Here is a 23,182-nt window from a genome sequence, read left to right on the forward strand (position 1 = left end):
CAGTCTTGTCCCCGTGCCCGAACCCGAAACCGGCAAGAACCCGGCCGCAGCGACCGACCTCCATCCGCATTCCGCCACGCTGAGGCGGCTGGAGAAGTCGTCAGGATCGCTCGCCGCGCAGGCCATCGCGCGGATGGACGAGACGCTGCCCTGGTACCGGGCCATGCCCCCGGAGAACCGTTCCTGGATCGGTCTGGTCGCGCAGGCGGGCATCGCCGCGTTCACCGAGTGGTTCCGGCGCCCCGACGCCCCCCAGGCCATCTCCACCGACGTGTTCGGCACCGCACCGCGCGAGCTGACCCGGGCGATCACGCTGCGCCAGACCGTGGAGATGGTGCGCACCACCATCGAGGTCATGGAGTCCGCGATCGACGAGGTCGCGGCCCCCGGCGACGAGAGCGTGCTGCGCGAGGCACTGCTCGTCTACGCCCGGGAGATCGCCTTCGCCACGGCCCAGGTGTACGCGCAGGCCGCCGAGGCACGCGGTGCCTGGGACGCCCGGCTGGAGTCCCTGGTGGTGAACGCCGTGCTCAGCGGCGAGGCCGACGAGGGCGCGGTGTCGCGCGCCGCCGCCCTCGGTTGGAACTCCCCGGAGCACGTGTGCGTGGTGCTCGGCACCGCGCCCGACGGGGACAGCGAGCTGACCGTGGAAGCCATACGGCGCGCGTCCCGGCACGCCAAGCTCCAGGTGCTCACCGGCGTGCTCGGCGACCGGCTGGTCGTGATCGCCGGCGGCAGCGACAACCCGCTGGCCGTGGCCAAGTCGCTCATCGGACCGTTCGCGGCCGGACCTGTCGTGGCCGGACCGGTGGTGCCCGACCTGCAGGCCGCGACCCGGTCCGCGCAGGCCGCCGCGGCGGGCCTGAAGGCGTGTTCCGCCTGGCAGGACGCCCCGCGCCCGGTCCTCGCCGACGACCTGCTCCCGGAGCGGGCCATCGCCGGGGACCCCTCCGCCCGCGAGCAGTTGGTGGAGGAGATCTACAGACCGCTGGAGGAGGCCGGGGCGGCGCTCCTGGAGACGCTCAGCGTCTATCTCGAACAGGCGAGCAGTCTGGAAGGCGCCGCCCGGATGCTGTTCGTGCATCCCAACACCGTCCGCTACCGGCTTCGACGTGTGACTGACGTCACCGGCTGGTCGCCGTCCGATGTACGCTCTGCCTTCACGCTGCGGATCGCTCTGATCCTGGGGCGTCTGGTCGATGGAGATCTCCAGCCCTAAGGTTTTGTCGAGGCTCGACAAAACCCCCTCGTGTTCTTCGTCCCTGTCCCCACGGGCGGCCGTGCCCGTACCCAAGAGAGAGTGTGAGAGTGCTCGTACTCGTCGCTCCCGGCCAGGGCGCCCAGACGCCCGGCTTCCTGACTGAATGGCTCGACCTCCCCGGTGTCCGCGGTGCCCTCGAGGCCTGGTCGGACGCCGCGGGCCTCGACCTGATCCGTTACGGCACCGAGGCCGACGCGGAGGAGATCCGCGACACCGCGGTGGCGCAGCCGCTGCTGGTGGCCGCAGGACTGGCGTCCGCGTCCCTGCTCTTCGAGGACCCGGCGGACCTGCCCCGCACGGTCGGTGCCATCGCCGGGCACAGCGTGGGCGAGATCACCGCGGCCTCGCTCGCCGGGGTGCTCCCGCACGAGGAGGCGCTCCGTCTGGTCCGCACCCGCGGCCTGGCCATGGCCGAGGCGGCCGCCGTCACCGAGACCGGTATGGCCGCGCTGCTCGGCGGCGACCCGGACGTGACGCTCGCGCACCTGGAGAAGCTGGGCCTGACGCCGGCGAACATCAACGGCGCGGGCCAGATCGTCGCGGCCGGCACCCTGGAGCAGCTCGCGGCGCTGGCGGAGGACAAGCCGGAGGGCGTGCGCAAGGTCGTGGCGCTGAAGGTCGCCGGCGCGTTCCACACGCACCACATGGCCCCCGCGGTCGACGCGCTGGCGAAGGCCGCCGAGGCCCTGACGCCGGCCGACCCCGCGCTCGCGTACGTCTCCAACAAGGACGGGCGGGCCGTCGCCGCCGGCACCGAGGTGCTGGAGCGTCTGGTCGGCCAGGTCGCCAACCCGGTCCGCTGGGACCTGTGCATGGAGACCTTCAAGGAGCTCGGCGTCACGGCGCTGATCGAGGTGTGCCCCGGTGGCACGCTGACCGGCCTGGCCAAGCGCGCCCTGCCCGGTGTGAAGACCCTGGCGCTCAAGACGCCCGCCGACCTGGACGCTGCTCGCGAGCTCATCGCCGAGCACGCCTGACAAGGAGCCCGGAGCATGGCGAAGATCAAGCCCAGCAAAGGCGCCCCGTACGCGCGGATCCTCGGCGTCGGCGGGTACCGGCCGACGCGGGTCGTGCCGAACGAGGTGATCCTGGAGACGATCGAGTCCTCCGACGAGTGGATCCGCTCGCGCTCCGGCATCGAGACGCGGCACTGGGCCTCCGACGAGGAGACCGTCGCGCAGATGTCGATCGAGGCGTCCGGCAAGGCCATCGCGGACGCCGGCATCTCCGTCGAGCAGATCGGCGGGGTGATCGTCTCGACGGTCTCGCACTTCAAGCAGACCCCGGCCGTCGCCACCGAGATCGCCGACAAGCTCGGCACGGACAAGGCCGCCGCCTTCGACATCTCGGCGGGCTGCGCGGGCTTCGGCTACGGTCTCACCCTCGCCAAGGGCATGATCGTCGAGGGCTCCGCGGAGTACGTGCTGGTGATCGGCGTGGAGCGGCTGAGCGACCTGACCGACCTGGAGGACCGCGCGACGGCCTTCCTGTTCGGCGACGGCGCGGGCGCGGTCGTGGTCGGCCCGGCCCAGGAGCCCGCGATCGGCCCGACCGTGTGGGGCTCCGAGGGCGACAAGTCCGAGACCATCAAGCAGACCGTGCCGTGGACGGACTACCGCGACGGGACGGTCGAGAAGTTCCCCGCGATCACCCAGGAAGGCCAGGCGGTGTTCCGCTGGGCCGTGTTCGAGATGGCGAAGGTCGCCCAGCAGGCGCTGGACGCGGCCGGGATCACCGCGGACGACCTGGACGTCTTCATCCCGCACCAGGCCAACGTGCGGATCATCGACTCGATGGTGAAGACCCTGAAACTGCCGGAGCACGTCACGGTCGCCCGTGACATCCGCACCACCGGCAACACCTCGGCCGCCTCGATCCCGCTCGCGATGGAGCGGCTCCTGGCGACCGGCGAGGCGAAGAGCGGCGACACCGCGCTCGTCATCGGCTTCGGGGCGGGTCTCGTCTACGCAGCGACTGTCGTTACCCTCCCCTAGGCACTCCGTGCCGGATCATGCGGTCCGGGACGGTGCGTACCACCTGCCACACCTCTGGATATCTACGAAGGAGCGCCAACATGGCCGCCACTCAGGAAGAGATCGTCGCCGGTCTCGCCGAGATCGTGAACGAGATCGCCGGCATCCCGGTTGAGGACGTCCAGCTGGACAAGTCCTTCACCGACGACCTGGACGTCGACTCGCTGTCCATGGTCGAGGTCGTCGTCGCCGCCGAAGAGCGCTTCGACGTCAAGATCCCGGACGAGGACGTCAAGAACCTCAAGACGGTCGGCGACGCGACCGACTACATCCTCAAGCACCAGGGCTGATCGACCGATCAGGCCCCTGGGCTGACTGCCCCGCCACCCGGCGGTGGCGCCGCTTAATCCTCGGATCCGTTGGAGAAAGAATTCCCGTGAGCCCGACCAATCGCACCGTGGTCGTCACCGGTATCGGCGCAACCACACCGCTGGGTGGCGACGCAGCCTCTACCTGGGAGGGCCTGATCGCCGGCAAGTCCGGCGTCAAGCCCCTGGAGCAGGAGTGGGCGGCCGACCAGGCCGTCAAGATCGCGGCCCCGGTGGCCGTGGAGCCGACCGAGGTCATCCCGCGGCCGCAGGCCCGCCGGCTGGACCGCTCCGCGCAGTTCGCGCTGGTCGCGGCCCAGGAGGCGTGGAAGGACGCCGGCTTCGAGGCGAAGGCCGGCGAGGACCCGAACGTCGACCCCGACCGGCTCGGCGCGGTCATCGCCTCCGGCATCGGCGGCGTGACGACCCTGCTCGACCAGTACGACGTGCTGAAGGAGAAGGGCGTCCGCCGCGTCTCCCCGCACACCGTGCCGATGCTGATGCCCAACGGCCCCTCGGCCAACGTGGGCCTGACCGTGGGCGCCCGGGCGGGCGTGCACACGCCGGTCTCGGCCTGCGCGTCCGGCGCCGAGGCCATCGGCTACGCCATCGAGATGATCCGCACCGGCCGCGCCGACGTCGTCGTCGCGGGTGGCACGGAGGCGGCGATCCACCCGCTGCCCATCGCCGCGTTCGGCAACATGATGGCGATGTCCAAGAACAACGACGACCCGCAGGGCGCCTCGCGCCCCTACGACACCGCCCGGGACGGTTTCGTCCTCGGTGAGGGCGCCGGTGTCGTGGTCCTGGAGTCCGCCGAGCACGCCGCCAAGCGCGGGGCCCGGGTGTACGCCGAGGCGGTCGGCCAGGGCATCTCGGCCGACGCGCACGACATCGTGCAGCCGGAGCCGGAGGGGCGGGGCATCTCGCACGCCCTGCAGAACCTGCTGGAGCGCACCGACCTGGACCCGGCGGAGGTCGTGCACGTCAACGCGCACGCGACGTCGACGCCGGCCGGTGACATCGCCGAGCTGAAGGCACTGCGGAAGGTGTTCGGCGACGACGCCGACCACATCGCGGTGTCCGCGACGAAGTCGATGACCGGGCACCTGCTCGGTGGCGCGGGTGGCGTCGAGACGGTGGCGACGGTGCTCGCGCTGTACCACCGGGTGGCTCCGCCGACGATCAACGTGGAGAACCTGGACCCGGAGGCGGAGGCCAACGCCGACGTCGTGCGGGGTGAGGCGCGCAAGCTGCCCGTCGACGGCCGTATCGCCGCGCTGAACGACTCGTTCGGGTTCGGTGGGCACAACGTGGTGCTGGCGTTCCGGACGGTGTGATCTCCGAGCGTTGCGATGGCCCGGACCCTGAGTGGGTTCGGGCCATTCGCCGTTCTCTGTGCCGCGGTGTGCCGGGCGCGGGTGCGTGGGGGCTGGTCGCGCAGCTCCCCGCGCCCCCCGAGGGCGCGATCCTGAGGCGCTGTCGAGGGTGTGGTGTCTACACCACCTGGTGGAGCCAGCGGACCGGGGCGCCCTCGCCCGCGTAGCGGAAGGGCTCCAACTCGTCGTCCCAGGGCTTGCCCAGAAGCTTGTTGAGCTCGGCTTCCAGGTCCGTCTCGCCCTGCCGGCTGCGCTGGAGAGCCGCTCTGAGCCGGTCCTCGGGGATCAGGATGTCGCCGTGGATGCCGGTGACGGCGTGGAAGATGCCCAGCTCGGGGGTGCAGCTGTAGCGCTCGCCCTCGGCGGTGGGGCAGGGCTCGGCGGTGACCTCGAAGCGCAGGAGGTGCCAGCCGCGCAGCGCGGAGGCGAGTTTGGAGGCGGTGCCGGCCTGGCCCTGCCAGGAGAACTCCGAGCGCCAGGTGCCGGGGGCCGCGGGCTGCCGGATCCAGTCCAGGTTGACGCGCGTGCCGAGCACCCCGGCGATGGCCCACTCGACGTGCGGGCACAGCGCGCGCGGCGCGGAGTGCACGTACAGAACTCCACGTGTCGTCACCGGAACCTCCGGGCAGAGCGGGACATCTTGCGAACGGGCGGAACGGCTGTGACCGGGCGGGTCACGTTGATGGCGAGGCTACCGTGCGTCGGCGCAAGGAGTGTGACGTACGGTCGGTCCGGGGGCCGGGAAACTCCCGCCATTCACCCAGGGGGACGCTTGTACGGGTGGGAGGCGTTGCACCTGACGGGCCGGGAACCCTCGTGCGTTGTCATGGGTGGGGGCAGGAACCGCTCGGCGAGGGGATGGAGCAGGGATGGGGATGCGAGGCCACCGCGCCCGGGGTGTGCTGGCCGTGGTCGTGGCCGCCGTGGTCGGTGTCGCCGGGTGTGATGCCGTGGGGGGCGATTCCGCCGCGCCGTCCGGCAGCGCCCGGCCGTCCCCGAAGCCCACGCCCTTGTGGGACCGCAGCCCGCGTTCCGTGGCGGCCGTCGGGGACTCCATCACCCGGGGGTTCGACGCGTGCGACGTGCTGTCGGACTGCCCGGAGGCGTCCTGGGCGACCGGCACCAGCGCCGAGGTCGACTCGCTCGCCGTGCGGCTGCTGGGGCGCACCGGCGCGGCCCGGCGGAGCTGGAACTACGCCGTGACGGGCGCGCGGATGGCCGACCTGCCCGGGCAGATGGCCCGGGCGGTGCGCCGCAAGCCCCAGCTGGTGACGGTGATGGTCGGGGCGAACGACGCCTGCCGGTCCACGCCGTCGGCGATGACCCCGGTATCCGCCTTCCGCGCCGACTTCGAGGACGCGCTGCGCGGTCTGCGCAAGGCCCTGCCGAAGACCCAGGTGTTCGTGGCGAGCGTGCCCGACCTGAAGCGGCTGTGGTCCGAGGGCCGCACCAGCCCGGTGGGCAAGCAGGTGTGGAAGCTGGGGATCTGCCCGTCGATGCTGGGCGACGCGGACCGGCTGGACGCCGAGGCGCAGGTGCGGCGCGACACGGTGCAGGAGCGGGTCGAGGACTACAACAAGGTGCTGGCGGAGGTCTGCGCCGAGGACGAGCGGTGCCGCCACGACGGGGGCGCGGTGTACGACTACCGCTTCGGCACGGCCCAGTTGAGCCGCTGGGACTACTTCCACCCGAGTGTGAACGGGCAGGCGCGGATCGCGGAGATCGCCTACCGCTCCGTCACGGCGAAGCGCCCCTGACGAGGGCTTTCGCACGTTCCCGACGGCCGTGCCGCAGCCGGGCACCCGCCCCGGTCCGGAGGTCAGGTCCCGGACCGGGGCTGCCGGGTGGGGAACTCGTCCCGTATCAGACGGTAATCCCCGCGGTGATCCCGCGGCCGGTGATCGGGCTCCCGGCCCGGATCCCGTACGAACCCTTCACAACCCGGACCCGCCGGCCGCGAGCCGGTCACCGTGCGGTGCGGACCGCCACCTGACCTCCGGCTGCGCCCCATGGCGTGGACCACCTGGGTCAGGCGATACTGCGGCCGTCCGTACCCCCACCGCGACGGAAGGCCCGAACCCCCTTGACCTCCATACGTGTTCGCCTCGGCGTCCTCGGCCTCGCCCTGATGACCGGCCTCACCGTGCCCGCCGGTGCGAGCGCCGCCGGGACGGCCCCCTCCCCCACCGTCGAGGAGCAGCGGCTCGACCGGGCGGCTCCGCAGGAGATCTTGCGCCGCTCCGGCTTCGACACCGCCGCCCCGCGACTGGCCCGGGCGCTGGGCACGGCCGGCTCCTACGCGCAGGCCCGGCAGGCCGTCACCCGTGCGGGCACGGAGCTGTGGCGGCGGGCCGTGGACCGGGCCCAGGGGCGCGGCCCGGCCGGCGGGGACCTGAGCCGGGACGACGACCGGCCGCTGTACTGGGCGCGGCTCGGCATGACGCGTGAGGTGCGCACCTGGCAGCCGGACTTCGGCCTGACCGAGGACCGGCGCGCCGCGCTGCTGGACGAGCTGGAGCGCACCTCGCGCGGTCAGACGTCCGTCCGGTATCCGCGGGGCAAGGGGCTGAAGCGGATCCTGCTGACCGGCTTCGACCCGTTCACGCTGGACCGGGACATCCGCATCTCCAACCCGTCGGGCGCCACCGCCCTCGCCCTCGACGGCGCGGTCGTCGAGACGGCCGACGGACCGGCCCGGGTCGAGACGGCCGTGTTCCCCGTGCGCTGGCGGGACTTCGCCGAGGGCACGGTGGAGCGGGCGCTGCGGCCCCACCTGCCGAAGGTCGACCTGTTCACGACCGTGAGCCAGGGCCGCGTGGGCCGGTTCGACGTCGAGCGGACCAACGGCGCCTGGCGCGGCGGCTTCGGGGACAACGAGAACGTCGGCCGCACCGGGACCGTGCCCGTCGCCGACCCGGCCTCGCAGCCGCAGTGGACCACGACGACCCTGCCCTACGCGGCGATCGCCGCTGCGGACACCGGCCGGTTCCCGGTGTACGACAACACGAGTGTCACGGAGATCCCGGCGGGCGGCACGGACCCCGTCGTCCGCCCGGACGGGCCCACGCCGGGCTCGACCGCCCGCGCGGGCGGGGGCGGGGACTACCTCTCCAACGAGATCGCCTACCGGGCGACGCTGCTGCGGGACCGGCTCGGGCTGCACGACCGGCTGCCGGGCGGGCACGTGCACACTCCGGTGCTGCAGTTCGGCGCCGGGAACACCACCGAGGTCACCGACCCGGACTTCGTGCGGAACCGGCTGGACATCATCGCCCAGGTGCGGAGGATCCTGACGGTGGCCGCGGAGAACTCGTAACGGCCGCGTCGCCCTTGCCGCCACCCTCGGTGATCTCCTCGCCCAGCAGGTCACGCGCCATGAGGGTGGCGCCCGCGACGGCGCCCGGCATTAGGAACACGGCGACGAAGGGCACCAGGAAGGAGACGGCCAGGGGCGTGCCGAAGCCCCACACCAGCGTCTTGCGGTCGCGCAGGAGCCGCAGCCGGGAGCGCAGTTCGACGCCGCGGCGCTGGAGGGCGACGGCGGTCAGCTCCTCGGTGAGGAAGAACCCGGTGACGAAGAACCCGATCACCGGGACGGCTGTCTGCCCGACGACCGGGATGAATCCGCACGCGAACAGCAGCACGCCCCACAGGGCGGCCCGGACGACGATCCGCAGGCTGTCCCGGGCGGAGATCCACAACTCCCGCCAGAACGGCAGCCCCGATGCGGGCGCGTGACCGTCCGGGGAGACGTCGCGGTCGACCTTCTCGGAGAGGTTCTCGTAGAAGGGCTGGCCGATCAGCAGGGTCACGGCGGTGAACGTCACGACGGCGAGGAGCAGGGCGAGGGCGAACAGCACACCGGTGAGCAGGCCCCGGAAGAGGCCGCGCCAGGGGCTCGACCAGTCGTCGGCGAAGGGCGTCGCCCAACCCACCGCGTCCTCGCCCCACAACCCGAGCGCGACCAGCGCCGCCGCGTACAGGACGAGGGTGATCAGGCCCGGGAGCAGCCCGAAGCCGTACTGCCTGCCGTGCCCGGCCACCCATCGCTGGCCCTTGAGCAAGTACCGGAAACCCGTCCCCAGATCGCGCATGGGTCGACCCTATCCGGGCCGGTGTCGCGCTCTTGACGCGCTCCGGTCACACCGGTGTCACGGGCGGCGGGGCCGGCGCGCCCTCCTGGCCGTTGAGTCGAATCCGTGCGCCTCGCCGTACCGATCGGCGGGAGCTCCGGGTGAGGTTCGCGTGCGCACCACGGGACACGGCGGTTCCCCGAGGAGGGCGGATGACGCGGGAGATCCACGGCACGGTGGCCGAAGGCTTCGAGGGGGTCCGCGAGGTGTTCGCCGCGTTCGCGGCCGGTGAGCGGGACGACTACGAGGGGCAGGTGTGCGCCTACGTCCACGGCCGGAAGGTGGTCGATCTGTGGGCGGGGACCGACCCGGACGCCCTCTACGGCGTCTCCTCGTCCACGAAGGGCGCGGCCCACCTGGTCGTGGCCCTCCTGGTGCAGGACGGCACGCTCGAACTCGACCGGAGGGTGACGTACTACTGGCCGGAGTTCGCGGCCGAGGGCAAGGGCGCCCTGACCCTGCGCGATCTGCCGGCGCACCGGGCGGGGGTGATCGGCACGGCCACCGGTTTCACCCTGTCCGAGCTGGCCGACGACCGTCAGCTCGCCGAACGCCTCGCCGACCAGCGGCCGTTCTGGCATCCGGGGTCCGCCTTCGGACACCACGTCCTGGTGGGGGGCGCCCTGGTGGGCGAGGTGGTCCGCCGCGCCACGGGCCGTACGCTCCAGGACGTCTACCGGGAGCGGGTCCGGACCCCGTACGGCCTGGATCTCCACCTCGGGTTGCCCGCGTCCGCGGAGCCCCGCTTCCGCGCCGCCCAGCCCATGACGCCGACGCCCGAGCAGCAGGCCCAGCTGGACGCCGCCCCCACCGGCCCGCACACGCTGGCCTCGATCGCCCTCAACCGCCACGCCGGGGAACCTGCCGAGCCGGCCGCGCTGGCGAACGCGCCGCTGATCCGCGCCCGGGGCCCGGCCTCGGTGGGCGGGGTGGCCTCCGCCCGGGGCCTGGCCAGGATGTACGCGGCGGCGATCAGCGAGGTGGACGGGCAGGCGCCGCTGCTGAAGCCGGACACGGTGGCGGAGTTCGGCCAGGTCCACTCGGCCGGCCACGACCTGGTGACCCGGGCCCACGCGTCGTTCGGGCTGGGCTTCGAGGCCACCGCTGACACGTGGCACCCGTTCCTCGGGGCCGGGACGATCGGCCACAGCGGCGAGGGCGGCTCCCAGGCGTTCGCGGACCCGTGGAGCGGCCTGGCGTACGGCTACACGCGCCGCCGGTCCGTCTTCCCGGGCGGGGCCGCGCCGGAGAACGAACGCCTGGTGCGGGCCGTCCACCGGGCGGCACTGGGGCGGTGAGCCGCGGACGCGGGCGGAGGCCCCACCCCACGTCCAAGGGTGCGGCCTCCGCCTGTGCAACGACCGTCCTCACACGAGCGTCACGGTGATGTTCCCGCGCGTCGCCTTCGAGTAGGGGCACACCTCGTGCGCCTTCTCGATCAGCGCCCGCGCGGTGCCCCGGTCGGCCTTGGGGATGTCGGCCGAGATCTCGACGATGATCCCGAACCCGTCCCCGTTCCTGCCCAGGCCGACCTTCGCGGTGACGGTCGCACCCGTGAGGTCGGCGCCCTCCTGGCGGGCGACCACACCGAGCGCGCCCTGGAAGCAGGCGCTGTAGCCGGCGGCGAACAGCTGCTCCGGGTTGGTCCCGGTGCCGCTGCCGCCCATCTCCTTCGGCGGGTTGACGACGACGTCGAGCTTGCCGTCGTCGGTGGCCACCCGCCCGTCGCGCCCGTTCTCGGCGGTGGCGACGGCGGTGTAGAGGACGTCGGACTGCTGGATCGGCATGCGGTTGTGTTCCTTCGGTGGTCCGCCGCGGCTCGCGCCCGGGCCGGGACGGATTCGGAAACAAGTTACCGCATGTCGGAATCCTGCCGGAAGACGTTAGAGCTTGACGATCATCTTCCCGGTGTTGTCGCCGCGCAGCACGCCCAGGAACGCCTCGAGGTTGTTCTCGATGCCCTCGACGACGGTCTCCCGGTACTTCAGCTCGCCGGAGGCGACCCACGGGGCGACCTCCTGCACGAACTGCGGCTGCAGGTCGTAGTGGTCCCCGACCAGGAAGCCCTCGATGCGGCCGCGGGTCTGGATGAGGCGCGCGAGGTTGCGCGGGCCCGGGGCGGGCTCGGTGTTGTTGTAGACGGAGATCATGCCGCAGACGGCGATCCGGCCGCCCTGGTTGAGCGAGCCGATCGCCGCCTCCAGGTGGTCGCCGCCGACGTTGTCGAAGTAGACGTCGATCCCGTCGGGGGCGGCGGCGCGCAGCTGCTCGCTCACCGGCCCGTCCTTGTAGTTGAAGGCGGCGTCGAAGCCGTACTCCTCGACCAGCAGCTTCACCTTCTCGGCGGACCCGGCGGAGCCGATGACCCGCGAGGCGCCCTTCAGCTTGGCGATCTGCCCGACCTGGCCGCCCACGGCACCGGCGGCACCGGAGACGAAGACGGCGTCGCCCTCCTTGAAGGCGGCCGTGCGCAGCAGACCGGCGTAGGCGGTGAGGCCGGTCATGCCCAGCACACCCAGGTACGTCGACAGCGGGGCGGCGTCGGCGTCCACCTTCACGGCGTTCTTGCCGGCGACGACGGCGTACTCGCGCCAGCCGAAGAAGTGCAGCACGTGGTCGCCGACGGACAGGCCCTCGGCGTTGGAGGCCACGACCTCGCCCACGGCGCCGCCCTGCATGACCTTGCCCAGCTCGAACGGGGCGACGTAGGACTTCGCCGCGCTCATGCGGCCGCGCATGTACGGGTCCACGGAGAGGTACCTGTTGCGGACGAGGACCTCGCCCTCACCGGGCTGCGGTACCTCCGCCTCGACCAGGGCGAAGTCCTCCGGCTTCGGCCAGCCGACGGGACGGCTCAGCAGGTGCCACTCGCGGCTGACGGCGGGCAGGGTCGGGGTGTCGGTCATGGTGCGCCAGTCCTCACATACGGGAAGCGAACATTTCAGTACCTGAAACAACCATGCTCCTGAATATTTCAGGTTGTCAAACAACCGGGTACCCTGACCGGCATGGCCTCCCCCACATCGACCCCATCGACCACGTCGACCACCGGGAATTCCGCCGGCCGGCCCGACCCGCTGACCCTCGAGGTCGTCGAGCTGATCGGTGAGGTGGTGGCGCGCTTCCACGAGGACTACGAGTCGGCGGCGGCGGAGCATGCCCTGACGGGCGCGCAGGCGAGGCTGCTGAGCCTGCTGTGCCTGGAGGCGCTGCCGATGCGGAGGCTGGCGCAGCGGCTGAAGTGCGAGCCGTCCAACGTCACCGGCATAGTGGACCGGCTGGAGGCGCGCGGCCTCGTGGAGCGGCAGCCGGACCCGGCGGACCGCCGGGTGAAGGTCGCGGCCGCGACGCCCGAGGGCCGGCGGGTGGCCAAGAGCCTGCGCGAGTCCCTGCGGTTCGCCCGCGAGCCCCTGGCGGGACTCGCCGAGAACGAACGGGTGGCGCTGCGGGACGCGCTGCGGGTGATGCTGGGCTGAGCGCGGGGGTTCGGGGGCGGCCCGGGGGGGGTTGCCCCTCAGCGCGGTGGCGCGGGGCGGCCCGGGAACGGAGCGTGGTCGCGTGAGTGGCCCGAGTGCAGCCCAGGAGCGCGCAGGTGCGTCACCGCCCGGGGTGCAGCCCCGGAAGCGCGGTGGCCCGGGGGGCCGGGGGGCCCGGGAACGGCTGGAGGAGCGCGGTCGCGCGGGGTGGCCCGAGAGCGGCCAGCGGCCAGGGGAACGCGGTGGCGCGGGGTGGCCCGGGGGCGGCTGGAGGAGCGCGGTCGCGTGGGGGGCTCGGGGTGCAGCCCCAGCCCCAGGAGCGCGCAGGTGCGTCACAGCCCGGAGTGCGGCCCCGGAAGCGCCGTGACGTGGGGGGCCCGGGAACGGCTGGAGGAGCGCGGTCGCGTGGGGTGGCCCGGGTGCAGCCCCAGCCCCAGGAGCGCGCGGGTGCGTCGCAGCCCGGAGTGCGGCCCCGGAAGCGCGGTCGCGCGGGGTGGCCCGGGGGCGACTGGAGGAGCGCGGGGGCCCGGGGTGCGGCCCCGGAAGCGCCGTGGCGCAAGGCGGCCCGGAGGCGGCCAGAGGGGCGACCAGAGGAACGCAGCAGCGCGAGGCGGCCCGGAAGGTGCAGCCCTGGAAGCGCAGTTGACCCGGGGCGGCCCGCAGGCGGCCAGGGGAATGCGGTAGCGCGAGGTGGTCCGGAAGGTGCAGCGCAGCCCTGGAAGCGCAGTTGGCGCGGGGTGGCCCGCAGGCGGCCAGGGGAACGCAGCAGCGCGGGGTGGCCCGGAAGGTGGCGCGAGGCAGGGGGGCATGCCCTGAGGGCTTGAGGGGCGTGCTACGTGCACCACCACAGGAACCGGTCGCACGGCTCCGACGGGGAGGGTTCCGGTTGTTCCGGGGCCTTGGTGGTGGGGTCGGACGACGGGGTCGGCGCCGGGGCGGGCGGGGCCGCCGTCGTACCGGACTCCGGGCTGCTGGGGGCAGTTCCCGCCGGACCCGCCTGGGCCTCCTTCGACGGCTCGCCGCTCGGGGCCTTCGACTCCTTGTCCTCGGCGGACGCCGAGGGCGACGCGGAGCCGGACGGATCCGCCGAGGCGGAGGCCGACGCGTCCGCGGATCCGGCCGCGGCGTCCGGACGGCCCGGCCTCGCCTCTCCGGCTTCCGCCGACGCGCCGCCGTCCGCCGACGCCCCGCCGGCGGTCGCGGGTCTCGGTGTCGAGTCCGGGGCGTCCATGCCGAGTTCGGCGAGGCTCAGCCCGCCCGCCGCGAGCACGAAGCCCGCGACCACGAACAGGGTCCGGCGCCGCCGACGCCGGTGCGCGGCGGCCTTCCGGTCCCGGCGGCTGGCACCGCCCGGGCCGTCCGCGTCGGGCCCGGCCCCGCGCCCGCGCCGCCGGGCGGCCCGGCCGGAAGGGGTTCGGGCGCCCTCGTCGTCACCGTCGCCGTCGTCGGCCTCGTCACGAGGGTCGGCGGGCGCGATGTCGTCGCCGTCCTCGGCCTCGGTCAAGTGGTCCTGGGCGGCGGGCGGTTGGTCGTGGAGCTGCGCGCCCGCGCCCTGGGTCGGGGCGAGGGCGTACGCCGCGGCGGGCTGCGGAGCGGATCGCCGCAGCGCTCGGGCCGGGGCGCCGCACCCGGGGCAGGCCAGCGCGCCGTTGAGGTGCCGTCGGCACGGGTCGCAGTAGTCCATGACGCCGGAAGGTTAAGTTCCGCGCGGGTCACGTTCCTAGATCCAGCTGTGAAGGTTCTGTATGGACACCCCCTGCCCCGGGTTTCGAAACTGCCGAAACCGTTATGCGCGCGACCCATTGACACCCCCGCCGCGCCGTCCTTACTGTCACGCCAGCATTTCGAACGCATGACGAAATATCGAACAGCTCGGCACGCGGGCGAAACTGACGGAAACCGATCCGACGAAGCAGCGAGGGACAACCGCCGTGCGCATCACCGGAATCAGCACACACGTGGTCGGGACGCCGTGGCGCAACCTGACCTACGTCCAGGTGCACACCGACGAGGGGCTCACCGGAGTCGGCGAGACCCGGATGCTGGGACACACCGACGCCCTCCTCGGCTACCTGAGGGAGGCGGAGGCCAACCACATCCTGGGCTCCGACCCCTTCGCGGTCGAGGACCTCGTCAAGCGCATGAAGTACGGCGACTACGGCCGGGCGGGCGAGATCGTGATGTCGGGCATCGCGGTGATCGAGATGGCCTGCTGGGACATCAAGGGCAAGGCCCTGGGCGTCCCCGTCTGGCAGCTGCTGGGCGGCAAGGTCACCGACAAGGTCAAGGCGTACGCCAACGGCTGGTACACCACCGAGCGCACCCCGGAGGCCTACCACAAGGCCGCCCAGGGCGTGATGGAGCGCGGCTACCGGGCGCTCAAGATCGACCCCTTCGGCACCGGCCACTTCGAGCTGGACCACCAGCAGACCCTGTACGCGGTCTCCCTGATCGAGGCCGTACGGGACGCCATCGGCCCCGAGGCCGAGCTGATGCTGGAGATGCACGGCCGCTTCTCCCCCGCCACGGCCGTGCGCCTGGCCAGGGAGCTGGCGCCGTTCAACCCGGCGTGGCTGGAGGAGCCGGTGCCGCCGGAGAACCTCAAGGCGCTGGAGAAGGTGGCCGCCAAGGTCGACATGCCGGTCGCCACCGGTGAACGCATCCACGACCGGATCGAGTTCCGGGAGCTGTTCGAGAGCCAGGCCGTCGACATCATCCAGCCGGACGTCGGCCACATCGGTGGAATCTGGGAGACCCGGAAGCTGGCCGCGACGGCGGAGACCCACTACATGCTGGTGGCCCCGCACAACGTGGGCGGCTCGGTGCTGACCGCCGCCTCCCTCCAGGTCGGGTTCACCTCCCCGAACTTCAAGGTCCTGGAGCACTTCAACGACTTCGCGGACGCGGAGATCAAGAAGGTGGTCAAGGGCGCCCCGCAGGTGGACCCGGAGGACGGCTGTTTCCACCTCTCCCACGCCCCGGGCCTGGGCGTGGAACTGGACGTGGACGCCGCCGCGGAGTTCCCCCAGCAGCAGGCGCGTTTCGACCTGTGGGCGGAGGGCTGGGAGCAGCGCAAGCCCAAGGGCACCCAGTGACCGTCGTCCGGCCCCCGGCGTTCGGCAGCCGGCCCCCGATCCCCTCGACGACCGGAGGAACCAGGTGAGCACCGCGGTAGTGATCGACGCCCCGGGCGAGCACCGCCTCGTCCCGCACGAGCCGCGGCGGCCCGCGGCCGGTGAGGCCCTGGTGCGCGTCCACGCCTCGGGGATCTGCGGCAGTGACCGGGAGGTCTACCAGGGCAACCGCCCCGAGGGCTACGTGCGCTATCCGCTCACCCCGGGCCACGAGTGGTCCGGGACGGTCCAGGCCGTGGGCGCGGACGTCCCCGCCTCCCTCGTCGGCCGCAAGGTCGTCGGGGAGGGATTCCGCAACTGCCAGGTCTGCGACCGCTGCCACGCCGGGGAGACGACGCTGTGCTCGGCCGGCTACGAGGAGACCGGGTTCACGCAGCCGGGTGCGATGGCGGCGACCCTGACCCTCCCCGCCCGTCTGCTGCACGTCCTGCCGGACGACTGCGACCTCACGGCCGCGGCCCTGCTGGAACCGGCGGCGTGCATCGCGGCGGCCGCGCTCAAGGCGAACGCGCGGCCCGGCGAGCGCGTGGCGGTGGTCGGCACCGGCACCCTCGGCATGTTCGCCGTGCAGTTCCTCAGGGCGGCCTCGCCCGCGGAGCTGCTGGTCGTCGGCACCCGCCGGGACCGGGAGGCGCTGTCGCGGCGGTACGGGGCGACGGACTTCCGCACCAAGGAGCAGGACCTGCCGGACGACTTCGACGTGGTGATCGAGACGGCCGGGTCCGCGGACGCCGCCCGGATCTCCGCCGGCCTGCTGCGGCGCGGCGGGCGGCTGGTCCTGACCGGCATCCCGGCGTCCGGCGCCGAGGGGCTCGATCCGACCGATCTCGTCGTGCGGCAGCTGGAGGTGCACACCGTCTTCGGTGCGCCGCCGGACGCCTGGGCGCACACGGTGCGGGTGTTCGCCGCGGGGTTGCTCGACCCGCTGCCGCTGGTGACGCACGAGGTGCCGCTCGCCGAGTTCGCGCGGGCCATCGAACTGGTCGGGGCCGGCGACCCGAAGGTGGGCAAGGTGCTGCTCCGCCCGTAGCCGTACGCCGGTACGGGGGCGACCTGACGGTCTCCGTACCGGCGTACACCAGCCGCGCGGCCGGGACCCGTCCCGGCTCTCCCCGGGTGGCGCCGCGTCCGTACCGGTGCGCCGCATCCCGAGCCGCGAACCTCGTCCGACATATCGAACCAGAAGGACTTTCCTGTGACCGACGCTTCCGCCCCGGCCGTCCGCAGGCCCGGTGAGCAGGCGCTCACCGCGCTGGGCCTGAACGCGCCCGCCCCCGACCCCGCCGACGCCTCGCCGCACTCCTTCCCGGGCGGCGGCCGGTGGCGCACCGAGATCCCCTCGTGCGAGGGTCCGGAGGCGCTGGCGGTGGTGCTGAAGGAGGCATCCCGGCTGGACGTGCCGATCCACCGGATCAGCCAGGGCAGCGGCGTGTGGATGCTGACCGACGCCGAGATCACCGAGATGGTCGAGGCCACGGCCGAACGCGACATCGAGCTGTGCCTGTTCACCGGCCCGCGCGGCACCTGGGACATCGGCGGGTCCACGCGCACCGACTCGCGCGGCGCCGGACTGCGCGCCCGCGGCCACGACGCCGTCGCCGGCTGCGTCGAGGACGCGGTGCGGGCCACGGAGCTGGGCGTGAAGTGCCTGCTCGTCGCCGACGAGGGCGTGCTGTGGACGCTGCACCGGGCGCGGGCGGCGGGAATCCTCCCGGCCGACACGACCCTGAAGGTGAGCGCGCTGATCGGCCCCGTCAACCCGGCCGCGTACGCGGTCTACGAACGGCTCGGGGCCGACTCGGTCAACGTGCCCAGCGACCTGACACTGCATCACCTCACCGAGATCCGGCGGGTGTCGGGCGCCCCGATGGACATGTACATCGAGGCCCCCGACGACCTCGGCGGTTACGTGCGCATGTACGAGGTGGCCGAACTCATCAGGCGTGGCGCCCCCTTGTACCTGAAGTTCGGGCTGTCCAAGGCGCCCGGGATCTATCCGTACGGGCACCACATGCGGGAGCTGACGCTGGCCACGGCGAAGGAACGCGTACGGCGCGGCCGGCTCGCCCTGGACCTTCTGGCCCGGCACGGCGCCGACGGAGACATGGCGCCGCTCGGCTCCCGGCTGCCCGGCGCACTGCAACGGTTCGAAATCTCGTCATAACGTTCCGGAAACTCACCTTACAAAAGACGACACAGCCGACCACAATCCCACACAAGTTTTCTCGGTCTTTCCGGCACGACCACCCGGAGCGACTTCGCGCCTCCCAGACCGAGCCCTGCACACAGATCAAGGATGATGATCATGCATAACCGCAGAGCCGCTCTCGCCGCCGTAGCCACCGCCGCGTCCCTCGCCCTGACCCTGTCCGCCTGTGGCCAGGACAGCGAGGGCGGCAGCAAGCAGGGCGAAGGGGACGCCAAGGGCGCCACCATCGGCATCGCGATGCCGACCAAGTCCTCCGAGCGCTGGATCGCCGACGGCAACAACGTCGTCAAGAACCTGGAGTCCAAGGGCTACAAGACCAAGCTGGTCTTCGGCGAGGACGACCCCGACCAGCAGGTCTCCCAGGTCGAGAACCTGATCACGCAGGGCGTCAAGGCGCTGATCGTCGCGGCCATCGACAACAAGTCGATGAACAACGTCCTCCAGCAGGCCAAGGACGCGGACATCCCGGTCATCTCCTACGACCGCCTGATCCTCGGCACGAAGAACGTCGACTACTACGCCTCCTTCGACAACGAGAAGGTCGGCGAACTCCAGGGCTCCTACATCGTCGAGAAGCTCGGCCTGAAGGACGGCTCCGAGAAGGGCCCCTTCAACATCGAGCTGTTCGCCGGCTCCAACGACGACAACAACACCCGCTACTTCTTCGGCGGCGCGATGAAGGTCCTCCAGCCCTACATCGACAAGAAGCAGCTCGTCGTCCGCTCCGGCCAGACCAAGCTCAACCAGGTCACCACCCTGCGCTGGGACGGCGGCACCGCCCAGAAGCGCATGGACGACATCCTCACCTCGGCCTACAAGAGCGAGCGCGTCGACGCGGTCCTGTCCCCCTACGACGGCATCTCCATCGGCATCCTGTCGGCCCTGAAGTCGGACGACTACGGCTCCAAGAGCAAGCCCCTGCCGGTCGTCACGGGCCAGGACGCCGAGGTCGCCTCCGTGAAGTCGATCATCGCGGGCCAGCAGTCGATGACCGTCTACAAGGACACCCGCGAGCTCGCCAAGGTGTCGTCGAACATGGTCGACGCGCTGCTGAACGACAAGAAGCCCGAGGTCAACGACACCAAGACCTATGACAACGGTGCCAAGGTCGTCCCCGCCTTCCTGCTGGAGCCGGTCGCCGTCGACAAGGGCAACTACCAGAAGGAGGTCGTCGACTCCGGCTACATCAAGGAGAGCGACCTCAAGTAGTCCCCGCCACCCACCGACGATTCACCACTGATTGGAAGGCACGACCATGGCGGGACCCGTCCTGGACATGCGCTCGATCGTCAAGACCTTTCCCGGCGTCAAGGCGCTGTCGGACGTCACGCTGACCGTCCGGCAGGGCGAGGTCCACGCCATCTGCGGGGAGAACGGCGCCGGCAAGTCGACCCTGATGAAGGTCCTGTCCGGCGTCCACCCGCACGGCACCTACGAGGGCGACATCCTCTTCGAGGGAGAGGTCTGCCGGTTCAAGGACATCCGGGCCAGCGAGGAACGCGGCATCGTGATCATCCACCAGGAACTGGCCCTGGTGCCCTACCTCTCCCTGGCGGAGAACATCTTCCTCGGCAACGAACACGCCACCCGCGGGATCATCAGCTGGACCGAGACCCTGCGGCACGCCACCGAACTGCTGCGCCGGGTGGGCCTGTCGGACCACCCGGACACCCGCGTCGCCGACATCGGCGTGGGCAAGCAGCAGCTCGTGGAGATCGCCAAGGCCCTGTCGAAGAAGGTGAAGCTGCTCATCCTGGATGAGCCGACCGCGGCCCTGAACGACGAGGACAGCGGCAAACTCCTGGAACTCATCCTGGAGTTGAAGAAGCAGGGCATCACCTCGATCATCATCTCCCACAAGCTGAACGAGATCCGCAGGGTCGCCGACTCGGTGACGATCCTGCGCGACGGCCGGACCATCGAGACCCTCGACGTGAAGGCGCCGGAGACCACCGAGGACCGCATCATCAGCGGGATGGTCGGCCGCGATCTGGAGAACCGCTTCCCGGAGCGGTCGCCGCACGAACCCGAGGAGGGGGCGGCGCCCGCCCTGGAGATCCGGGGCTGGACCGTGCACCACCCGATCGACCAGCAGCGCAAGGTGTGCGACGACGTGTCGCTGCACGTGCGGCGCGGCGAGATCGTCGGCATCGCGGGCCTGATGGGCGCCGGCCGCACCGAGCTGGCGATGAGCGTCTTCGGCCGGACCTACGGACGCTACGCGGGCGGCACGGTCCTCAAGGACGGCGAGGAGATCCGCACCAAGACCGTCCCGGAGGCGGTCGGGCACGGCATCGCCTACGTCACCGAGGACCGCAAGCACTACGGCCTGAACCTCATCGACACCATCAACCGCAACATCTCGCTGAGCGCCCTGGGCAAGGTCGCCAGGCGCGGTGTGGTCGACGAACACGAGGAGCGGCAGGTCGCCGAGGGCTTCCGCACGTCCATGAACATCAAGGCGCCGACCGTCTTCGAGCCGGTGGGCAAGCTGTCCGGCGGCAACCAGCAGAAGGTCGTCCTCAGCAAGTGGATCTTCTCGGGTCCGGACGTGCTGATCCTGGACGAACCGACGCGAGGCATCGACGTCGGGGCCAAGTACGAGATCTACACGGTCATCGACCAGTTGGCCGCCGAGGGCAAGGCGGTCGTCTTCATCTCCTCCGAGCTACCCGAACTGCTCGGCATGTGCGACCGCATCTACACGATGGCCGCGGGACGGCTGACGGGTGAGTTCTCGCGGGCCGAGGCCTCCCAGGAATCGCTGATGCGTCAGATGACGAAGGACAAAGAGGTAACCCGATGAGCACGGACGTGACCGCCAAGAGCCCGGCCCCCGCGCCGCCGGGCCGCGAAGGGGCCGCGGGCGACGGCCTGTTGCAGCTGGTGCTGGACGGCATGCGCCGCAACATGCGGCAGTACGGCATGCTGATCGCGCTGGGCCTGATCGTGGTGCTGTTCGCCGTGTGGACGGACGGCGACCTGCTGCTGCCGCGCAACGTCTCCAACCTGGTGCTGCAGAACAGCTACATCCTGATCCTGGCCATCGGAATGATGCTGGTCATCATCGCGGGCCACATCGACCTGTCCGTCGGCTCGCTGACGGCGTTCGTCGGCTCGATGGCCGCCGTCTTCATGGTCAAACAGGACCTGCCGTGGCCGCTCGCCGTGGTGCTGTGCCTGGCCGTGGGCGCGGTCGCGGGCGCCGTGCAGGGCTTCTTCATCGCCTACGGCGGCATACCGTCGTTCATCGTGACCCTGGCGGGCATGCTGATCTTCCGCGGCCTGACGGAGATCTTCCTGGAGGGCCAGACGCTCGGCCCGTTCCCGGACGGCCTGCAGAAGGTCGCCAACGGCTTCCTGCCCGAGGTCGGCCCGGACACCAACTACCACAACCTGACCCTGCTGCTGGGCCTCGCGATGATCGCCTTCGTGATCTTCCAGGAGGTCCGCGACCGCAAGCGGCAGCAGGAGTTCGCACTGGACGTCCCGCCGGCCAAGCTGTTCCTGCTGAAGCTGGTCGCCATCGGCGCCGCCATCCTCACCCTGACGATGCTGCTGGCCAGCTACAAGGGCGCCCCGATCGTGCTGCTGATCCTCGGTGTGCTGCTCGTCGGCTTCGGCTACGTCATGCGCAACGCGATCATCGGCCGCCACATCTACGCCATCGGCGGCAACCTCCCCGCGGCCAAGCTGTCGGGTGTGAAGGACAAGAAGGTCACCTTCCTGGTCTTCCTGAACATGGGCATGCTCGCGGCCCTGGCGGGTCTGGTCTTCGCCGCCCGCTTCAACGCGGCCTCTCCCAAGGCCGGCCTCAACTTCGAGCTGGAGGCGATCGCTGCCTCGTTCATCGGCGGCGCGTCGATGAGCGGCGGTGTCGGCACCGTCCTCGGCGCGATCATCGGCGGCCTGGTCCTGGGCGTGCTGAACAACGGCATGAACCTCGTCGGCATCGGCACCGACTGGCAGCAGGTCATCAAGGGCCTGGTGCTCCTCGCCGCGGTCGGGTTCGACGTGTGGAACAAGCGCAAGGTCGGTTCGTAGGTCAGATCGGGGCTCCGCCGCACGGCGGGGCCCTCTCCTCATACGGGAGCCGCACATGGAACTGAACAGACGCACGGTCATCGCGGGAGCCGCGGCGGCGGGCATCGCCGCCGGCGCGCTCGGCGGCACGGCACACGCCACGGGAGGCAGGAAGCCGGTGAAGACGCTCTTCGGCAAGCTGGCCGACGGCACGAAGGTCCACCTCTGGTCGCTGGAGAACGGCGGGACCCGCCTGAAGGTCCTCTCCTACGGCGGCATCGTCCAGTCCCTGGAGATCCCCGACCGCCGCGGCCGTTACGCCAACGTCAGCGCCGGCTTCGACAACCTCGAGGACTACGTCGCCGAGAGCCCCTACTTCGGGGCCCTCATCGGCCGTTACGGCAACCGCATCGGCAAGGGCCGCTTCACCCTGGACGGCAAGGACTACCAGCTGTCCGTCAACGACGGCGAGCAGAGCCTGCACGGGGGCGCCCAGGGCTTCGACAAGCGCGTGTGGGACGTCGAGCCGTTCACCGAGGGCTCCGACGTCGGCCTGCACCTGTACTACACGTCCGTCGACGGCGAGATGGGCTACCCGGGCACGCTCAAGGCGAAGGTGACCTACACCCTCACCCGGCACGGCGACTGGCGCATCGACTACGAGGCCACCACCGACAAGGCCACCGTCGTCAACCTCACCAGCCACGTCTACTGGAACCTGGCCGGCGCGGGCAGCGGCACCATCGAGGACCACGAGCTGCGCATCGCCGCCTCCCGCTACACGCCCACCGACGCGGGACTGATCCCCACCGGCGAGCTGGCCAAGGTCGCGGGCACGCCCTTCGACTTCCGCACGGCCAAGCCGATCGGCCGGGACATCCGCACCGCCCACCCCCAGCTGATCACCGCCAAGGGCTTCGACCACAACTGGGTCCTCGACAAGGGCATCACCGCCCGGCCCGAGCACGTGGCCACCCTGCGCGACCCGTCCTCGGGACGCACCCTGAGGATCGCCACGAACGAGCCGGGGCTGCAGTTCTACTCGGGCAACTTCCTCGACGGCACGCTGACCGGCCCGACCGGCCGCACCTACCGGCAGGGCGACGCGCTCTGCCTGGAGACGCAGCACTTCCCGGACTCCCCGAACAAGCCGAAGTTCCCCTCGACGGTCCTGCGCCCCGGCCAGGTCTACCGCACGTCGACGGTCCACACCTTCGGCCGGTGAG

At 71.6% G+C, this 23,182-nt stretch carries 21 protein-coding genes; 16 read left to right on the forward strand and 5 right to left on the reverse strand.

Features of this window, described 5'->3' with window-relative positions:
• Positions 1 to 13 precede the first annotated feature (13 nt).
• The 5 genes from fasR to fabF all read left to right on the forward strand — a co-directional run bounded on the left by fasR (position 14) and on the right by fabF (position 4,942).
• Positions 14 to 1,219 carry a fatty acid biosynthesis transcriptional regulator FasR gene (gene fasR / locus ACZ4M5_RS05105; RefSeq protein ID WP_398111387.1) on the forward strand — a complete coding sequence of 402 codons (1,206 nt, stop codon included), beginning with the start codon at positions 14 to 16 and terminating at the stop codon, positions 1,217 to 1,219.
• Between the two features lie 89 nt (positions 1,220 to 1,308).
• Positions 1,309 to 2,238 carry an ACP S-malonyltransferase gene (locus ACZ4M5_RS05110; protein ID WP_467733237.1) on the forward strand — a complete coding sequence of 310 codons (930 nt, stop codon included), beginning with the start codon at positions 1,309 to 1,311 and terminating at the stop codon, positions 2,236 to 2,238.
• A gap of 15 nt (positions 2,239 to 2,253) precedes the next feature.
• Positions 2,254 to 3,255, forward strand: coding sequence for a beta-ketoacyl-ACP synthase 3 (locus ACZ4M5_RS05115; RefSeq protein ID WP_467733239.1), 1,002 nt, complete (start codon positions 2,254 to 2,256; stop codon positions 3,253 to 3,255).
• A gap of 80 nt (positions 3,256 to 3,335) precedes the next feature.
• Entirely contained in the window at positions 3,336 to 3,584 is a 249-nt protein-coding gene (locus tag ACZ4M5_RS05120) for an acyl carrier protein (RefSeq protein WP_003989952.1), read from the forward strand.
• An 86-nt stretch (positions 3,585 to 3,670) separates the two neighbouring features.
• Complete coding sequence (fabF, locus tag ACZ4M5_RS05125; RefSeq protein ID WP_467733241.1) at positions 3,671 to 4,942, forward strand: beta-ketoacyl-ACP synthase II; 1,272 nt, start codon at positions 3,671 to 3,673, stop codon at positions 4,940 to 4,942.
• A gap of 157 nt (positions 4,943 to 5,099) precedes the next feature.
• Here the strand turns inward: fabF and ACZ4M5_RS05130 are convergent, their stop codons facing one another.
• Positions 5,100 to 5,594 (reverse strand): DUF3145 domain-containing protein, encoded by a 495-nt coding sequence (locus ACZ4M5_RS05130; protein ID WP_467733243.1) that lies wholly within the window; start codon positions 5,592 to 5,594, stop codon positions 5,100 to 5,102.
• A gap of 256 nt (positions 5,595 to 5,850) precedes the next feature.
• On the opposite strand from ACZ4M5_RS05130, the gene ACZ4M5_RS05135 reads away from it, so the two are divergent.
• Both ACZ4M5_RS05135 and ACZ4M5_RS05140 read left to right on the forward strand, forming a co-directional pair.
• On the forward strand, positions 5,851 to 6,738 hold the full coding sequence (locus tag ACZ4M5_RS05135; RefSeq protein WP_467733245.1) for an SGNH/GDSL hydrolase family protein: 888 nt from the start codon (positions 5,851 to 5,853) through the stop codon (positions 6,736 to 6,738).
• Between the two features lie 326 nt (positions 6,739 to 7,064).
• Entirely contained in the window at positions 7,065 to 8,297 is a 1,233-nt protein-coding gene (locus ACZ4M5_RS05140) for a pyroglutamyl-peptidase I (protein ID WP_467733247.1), read from the forward strand.
• Here the strand turns inward: ACZ4M5_RS05140 and ACZ4M5_RS05145 are convergent.
• Complete coding sequence (locus ACZ4M5_RS05145) at positions 8,248 to 9,075, reverse strand: EI24 domain-containing protein (protein WP_467733249.1); 828 nt, start codon at positions 9,073 to 9,075, stop codon at positions 8,248 to 8,250. The two genes, ACZ4M5_RS05140 and ACZ4M5_RS05145, sit on opposite strands and share 50 nt — an antisense overlap.
• Before the next feature lie 191 nt (positions 9,076 to 9,266).
• Between ACZ4M5_RS05145 and ACZ4M5_RS05150 the strand changes: the two genes are divergently transcribed.
• Complete coding sequence (locus tag ACZ4M5_RS05150; RefSeq protein WP_467733251.1) at positions 9,267 to 10,412, forward strand: serine hydrolase domain-containing protein; 1,146 nt, start codon at positions 9,267 to 9,269, stop codon at positions 10,410 to 10,412.
• 69 nt (positions 10,413 to 10,481) lie between these two features.
• Here ACZ4M5_RS05150 and ACZ4M5_RS05155 read toward each other — a convergent pair whose 3' ends face one another.
• On the reverse strand, positions 10,482 to 10,901 hold the full coding sequence (locus tag ACZ4M5_RS05155; protein WP_398111396.1) for an organic hydroperoxide resistance protein: 420 nt from the start codon (positions 10,899 to 10,901) through the stop codon (positions 10,482 to 10,484).
• A gap of 96 nt (positions 10,902 to 10,997) precedes the next feature.
• Positions 10,998 to 12,020 carry an NADP-dependent oxidoreductase gene (locus tag ACZ4M5_RS05160; RefSeq protein ID WP_467733253.1) on the reverse strand — a complete coding sequence of 341 codons (1,023 nt, stop codon included), beginning with the start codon at positions 12,018 to 12,020 and terminating at the stop codon, positions 10,998 to 11,000.
• 102 nt (positions 12,021 to 12,122) lie between these two features.
• On the opposite strand from ACZ4M5_RS05160, the gene ACZ4M5_RS05165 reads away from it, so the two are divergent.
• A complete protein-coding gene (locus tag ACZ4M5_RS05165; protein WP_467733255.1) occupies positions 12,123 to 12,590 on the forward strand; it encodes a MarR family winged helix-turn-helix transcriptional regulator in 468 nt (155 codons plus the stop codon).
• A gap of 832 nt (positions 12,591 to 13,422) precedes the next feature.
• Here the strand turns inward: ACZ4M5_RS05165 and ACZ4M5_RS05170 are convergent.
• A complete protein-coding gene (locus ACZ4M5_RS05170; RefSeq protein WP_467733257.1) occupies positions 13,423 to 14,274 on the reverse strand; it encodes an SCO2400 family protein in 852 nt (283 codons plus the stop codon).
• 247 nt (positions 14,275 to 14,521) lie between these two features.
• Between ACZ4M5_RS05170 and ACZ4M5_RS05175 the strand changes: the two genes are divergently transcribed.
• From ACZ4M5_RS05175 to ACZ4M5_RS05205, 7 genes are all read left to right on the forward strand, one after another.
• The gene (locus ACZ4M5_RS05175; RefSeq protein ID WP_467733259.1) at positions 14,522 to 15,685 is read left to right on the forward strand and encodes a mandelate racemase/muconate lactonizing enzyme family protein; all 1,164 of its coding nucleotides are present in this window, start codon (positions 14,522 to 14,524) and stop codon (positions 15,683 to 15,685) included.
• Positions 15,686 to 15,749: 64 nt separating this feature from the next.
• Positions 15,750 to 16,754 carry a zinc-dependent alcohol dehydrogenase gene (locus ACZ4M5_RS05180; protein ID WP_467733261.1) on the forward strand — a complete coding sequence of 335 codons (1,005 nt, stop codon included), beginning with the start codon at positions 15,750 to 15,752 and terminating at the stop codon, positions 16,752 to 16,754.
• A 165-nt stretch (positions 16,755 to 16,919) separates the two neighbouring features.
• Positions 16,920 to 17,888 (forward strand): glycosyltransferase family protein, encoded by a 969-nt coding sequence (locus tag ACZ4M5_RS05185; protein WP_467733263.1) that lies wholly within the window; start codon positions 16,920 to 16,922, stop codon positions 17,886 to 17,888.
• A gap of 141 nt (positions 17,889 to 18,029) precedes the next feature.
• Positions 18,030 to 19,142, forward strand: coding sequence for a multiple monosaccharide ABC transporter substrate-binding protein (gene chvE, locus ACZ4M5_RS05190; RefSeq protein ID WP_467733265.1), 1,113 nt, complete (start codon positions 18,030 to 18,032; stop codon positions 19,140 to 19,142).
• A gap of 46 nt (positions 19,143 to 19,188) precedes the next feature.
• Positions 19,189 to 20,739 carry a multiple monosaccharide ABC transporter ATP-binding protein gene (gene mmsA, locus ACZ4M5_RS05195; RefSeq protein ID WP_467733267.1) on the forward strand — a complete coding sequence of 517 codons (1,551 nt, stop codon included), beginning with the start codon at positions 19,189 to 19,191 and terminating at the stop codon, positions 20,737 to 20,739.
• Entirely contained in the window at positions 20,736 to 21,977 is a 1,242-nt protein-coding gene (gene mmsB / locus ACZ4M5_RS05200) for a multiple monosaccharide ABC transporter permease (protein WP_467733269.1), read from the forward strand. Before mmsA ends, mmsB begins: the two co-directional genes overlap by 4 nt.
• A gap of 55 nt (positions 21,978 to 22,032) precedes the next feature.
• A complete protein-coding gene (locus ACZ4M5_RS05205) occupies positions 22,033 to 23,181 on the forward strand; it encodes an aldose epimerase family protein (protein WP_467733271.1) in 1,149 nt (382 codons plus the stop codon).
• Position 23,182 lies beyond the last annotated feature (1 nt).

It is taken from the genome of Streptomyces sp. NPDC026246, assembly GCF_055567995.1.

Excerpts from the sequence above, each read along its gene's own strand:
- ACZ4M5_RS05115 (WP_467733239.1), top strand. The coding sequence starts at position 2,254 with ATGGCGAAGATCAAGCCCAGCAAAGGCGCCCCGTACGCGCGGATCCTC.
- mmsB (WP_467733269.1), top strand. The coding sequence starts at position 20,736 with ATGAGCACGGACGTGACCGCCAAGAGCCCGGCCCCCGCGCCGCCGGGC.
- ACZ4M5_RS05205 (WP_467733271.1), top strand. The coding sequence starts at position 22,033 with ATGGAACTGAACAGACGCACGGTCATCGCGGGAGCCGCGGCGGCGGGC.
- ACZ4M5_RS05120 (WP_003989952.1), top strand. The coding sequence starts at position 3,336 with ATGGCCGCCACTCAGGAAGAGATCGTCGCCGGTCTCGCCGAGATCGTG.
- chvE (WP_467733265.1), top strand. The coding sequence starts at position 18,030 with ATGCATAACCGCAGAGCCGCTCTCGCCGCCGTAGCCACCGCCGCGTCC.
- mmsA (WP_467733267.1), top strand. The coding sequence starts at position 19,189 with ATGGCGGGACCCGTCCTGGACATGCGCTCGATCGTCAAGACCTTTCCC.
- ACZ4M5_RS05160 (WP_467733253.1), bottom strand. The coding sequence starts at position 12,020 with ATGACCGACACCCCGACCCTGCCCGCCGTCAGCCGCGAGTGGCACCTG.
- ACZ4M5_RS05150 (WP_467733251.1), top strand. The coding sequence starts at position 9,267 with ATGACGCGGGAGATCCACGGCACGGTGGCCGAAGGCTTCGAGGGGGTC.
- ACZ4M5_RS05170 (WP_467733257.1), bottom strand. The coding sequence starts at position 14,274 with ATGGACTACTGCGACCCGTGCCGACGGCACCTCAACGGCGCGCTGGCC.
- ACZ4M5_RS05155 (WP_398111396.1), bottom strand. The coding sequence starts at position 10,901 with ATGCCGATCCAGCAGTCCGACGTCCTCTACACCGCCGTCGCCACCGCC.
- ACZ4M5_RS05145 (WP_467733249.1), bottom strand. The coding sequence starts at position 9,075 with ATGCGCGATCTGGGGACGGGTTTCCGGTACTTGCTCAAGGGCCAGCGA.
- ACZ4M5_RS05135 (WP_467733245.1), top strand. The coding sequence starts at position 5,851 with ATGGGGATGCGAGGCCACCGCGCCCGGGGTGTGCTGGCCGTGGTCGTG.
- ACZ4M5_RS05165 (WP_467733255.1), top strand. The coding sequence starts at position 12,123 with ATGGCCTCCCCCACATCGACCCCATCGACCACGTCGACCACCGGGAAT.